Source organism: Thermoanaerobacter thermocopriae JCM 7501 (genome assembly GCF_001310975.1).
GTDB classification, from domain to species: domain Bacteria; phylum Bacillota; class Thermoanaerobacteria; order Thermoanaerobacterales; family Thermoanaerobacteraceae; genus Thermoanaerobacter; species Thermoanaerobacter thermocopriae.
In genome coordinates, this window is record NZ_BAZY01000063.1 from 1 (window position 1) to 3,130 (window position 3,130).

General features: G+C 58.0%; 2 rRNA genes. Both read right to left on the minus strand.

Annotated features, from left to right (window positions below):
- Positions 1-99, minus strand: a 5S ribosomal RNA gene (gene rrf / locus JCM7501_RS12300); the annotation flags it as partial.
- A 32-nt stretch (positions 100-131) separates the two neighbouring features.
- Positions 132-3,098 (minus strand): 23S ribosomal RNA (locus JCM7501_RS12305).
- Positions 3,099-3,130: the final 32 nt, after the last annotated feature.

The following is a 3,130-nucleotide window of genomic DNA, read 5'->3' on the forward strand; positions in this document are numbered from 1 at the left end:
GCGACCTACTCTCCCGCGAAAGCAGTACCATCGGCGCTGGAGCTTAACTTCCGTGTTCGGAATGGGAACGGGTGTTTCCCCTCCGCTATCGCCACCGGAAATCATAGACCCTCAAAACTGCACAAAGCCTTATGGTCAAGTCCTCGACTGATTAGTACCGGTCAGCTAAAAGTGTTACCACTCTTACACCCCCGGCCTATCTACCTCGTCGTCTTCGAGGTGTCTTACCCCCTTACGGGTGGGAAACCTTGTCTTGAGGCGGGCTTCGCGCTTAGATGCTTTCAGCGCTTATCCCTTCCGAACTTGGCTACCCAGCTGTGCCCCTGGCGGAACAACTGGTACACCATCGGTTCGTCCACCCCGGTCCTCTCGTACTAGGGGCAGTCCCTCTCAAGTTTCCTACGCCCGCGACGGATAGGGACCGAACTGTCTCACGACGTTCTGAACCCAGCTCACGTACCGCTTTAATGGGCGAACAGCCCAACCCTTGGGACCTACTTCAGCCCCAGGATGCGATGAGCCGACATCGAGGTGCCAAACCTCCCCGTCGATGTGGACTCTTGGGGGAGATCAGCCTGTTATCCCCGGGGTAGCTTTTATCCGTTGAGCGACGGCGTCCCCACTCACTGCCGCCGGATCACTAAGCCCGACTTTCGTCCCTGCTCGAGGTGTCCCTCTCACAGTCAGGCTACCTTCTGCCTTTGCACTCCCCCGCGCGATTCCCGTCCGCGCTGAGGTAACCTTTGGGCGCCTCCGTTACCCTTTAGGAGGCGACCGCCCCAGTCAAACTGCCCACCTGCCATTGTCCCTACGCCGGCTCCTCGGCTATAGGTTAGAATCCCAGTAGTCCCAGGGTGGTATCCCACCGCCGACTCCAGTAAGGCTCGCGCCCTACCTTCTACGTCTCCCACCTATCCTGTACAGAAACTACCAGCATCCAGTGACAGGCTGCAGTAAAGCTCCACGGGGTCTTTCTGTCCAATCGCGGGTAACTCGCATCTTCACGAGTACTACAATTTCACCGGGCCCCTCATCAAGACAGCGCCCAAGTCGTTACGCCTTTCGTGCGGGTCGGAACTTACCCGACAAGGAATTTCGCTACCTTAGGACCGTTATAGTTACGGCCGCCGTTCACTGGGGCTTCGGTTCAGAGCTTTAACCCCTCCCCTTAACCTTCCAGCACCGGGCAGGCGTCAGCCCCTATACTTCGTCTTCCGACTTAGCAGAGACCTGTGTTTTTGGTAAACAGTCGCTTGGGCCTCTCCTCTGCGACCCATCAGGCTTTCAGCGCTCGGCCTATACCCCAATGGGTACCCCTTCTCCCTAAGTTACGGGGCCATTTTGCCGAGTTCCTTAATGAGGGTTCCCCCGCTCGCCTGTGGATACTCTCCTCGCCTACCTGTGTCGGTTTCCGGTACGGGCACCAAGCAGTTTACCGCTTAGAGGCTTTTCTCGGCAGTCTGGGCTCGGCTGCTTCGGTACTCTCTTTCCCTCCCCTTCGCCTCTCAGGCCATACGCAGGACGGATTTGCCTATCCTGCACCCTACTGGCTTGGACGCGCTCTACCAACCGCGCGCTCAGCTACCCTCCTGCGTCACCCCTTCGCTTCCTGCTCGGTGGCAGGGGATTCTCTACCCCTTCCCCATCGCCTACGCTCTCGCCTCGGCTTAGGTCCCGGCTTACCCTGGGCGGATTACCCTCCCCCAGGAACCCTTAGGCTTCCGGCGGTAAGGTTTCTCACCTTACTCTCGTTACTCATGCCGGCATTCTCTCTACTGTACAGTCCAGCCTCGCTTACACTCGGCCTTCTCCCCGTACAGTACGCTCCCCTACCCCACCGCCTTACGCGGTAGCCCCAGCTTCGGTGGCATGTTTTAGCCCCGTTCATTTTCGGCGCAGGACCTCTCGACCAGTGAGCTGTTACGCACTCTTTAAATGTATGGCTGCTTCTAAGCCAACATCCTGGTTGTCTCCGAAGTCCCACTTCCTTCCCCACTTAACATGCCCTTCGGGACCTTAGCTGGAGGTCTGGGCTGTTCCCCTCTCGACCACGAATCTTATCACCCGTGGTCTGACTCCCAGGTTCCCGCCTATGGCATTCGGAGTTTGATAGGGTTCGGTAACCTCCTTGGCCCCTAGCCATTCAGTGCTCTACCTCCATAGGCCTCTTCCCTGAGGCTAGCCCTAAAGCTATTTCGGGGAGAACCAGCTATCTCCGTGCTCGCTTGGCATTTCACCCCTACCCACAGCTCATCCCATGGCTTTTCAACGCCAACGTGGTTCGGGCCTCCACCAGATCTTACTCCGGCTTCACCCTGGCCATGGGTAGCTCGCACGGTTTCGGGTCTACGGCAGCAAACTTACGCCCTCTTCGGACTCGCTTTCGCTTCGGCTCCAGGCCTTAATCCCTTAACCTCGCTTGCTACCGTAACTCGCCGGCCCGTTCTACAAAAAGTACGCCATCACCTAGCTTACGCTAGGCTCTGACTGCTTGTAAGCGTACGGTTTCAGGTTCTCTTTCACTCCCCTCCCGGGTCCTTTTCACCTTTCCCTCACGGTACTATCCGCTATCGGTCACCAGGTAGTATTTAGCCTTGGGAGGTGGTCCTCCCTCCTTCCCACAGGGTCGCCTATCCCGTGGTACTCTGGCTACATACCTCGTGATGTACTAAAGCTTTCGCCTACGGGGCTCTCACCCTCTCCGGCTGGCCTTCCCAGTACCATTCGGCTAGCTCTACTACATCACTGGTAGGTCCAAGGCCCTACCCCGGTATGTGCCTTACCCCATGCAAGCATCAGCCTTGGCCTCCTACACTCGCATGGTTTGGGCTCCTCCCCTTTCGCTCGCCGCTACTTAGGGAATCGATCTTTTCTTTCTTTTCCTCGGGCTACTTAGATGTTTCAGTTCGCCCGGTTCCCCTCCACTGGCTATGTGTTCACCAGTGAATACCCGAGCATTCCCTCGGGTGGGTTCCCCCATTCGGGTACCCCCGGATCTACGCCCGCTTGCGGCTCCCCGGGGCGTTTCGCCGCTTGCCGCGCCCTTCCTCGGCTCCTGGTGCCTAGGCATCCACCGTACGCCCTTCCCTCTCTTGACCACTTACGGCTTTGTGCAGTTTTCAAGGTCCCC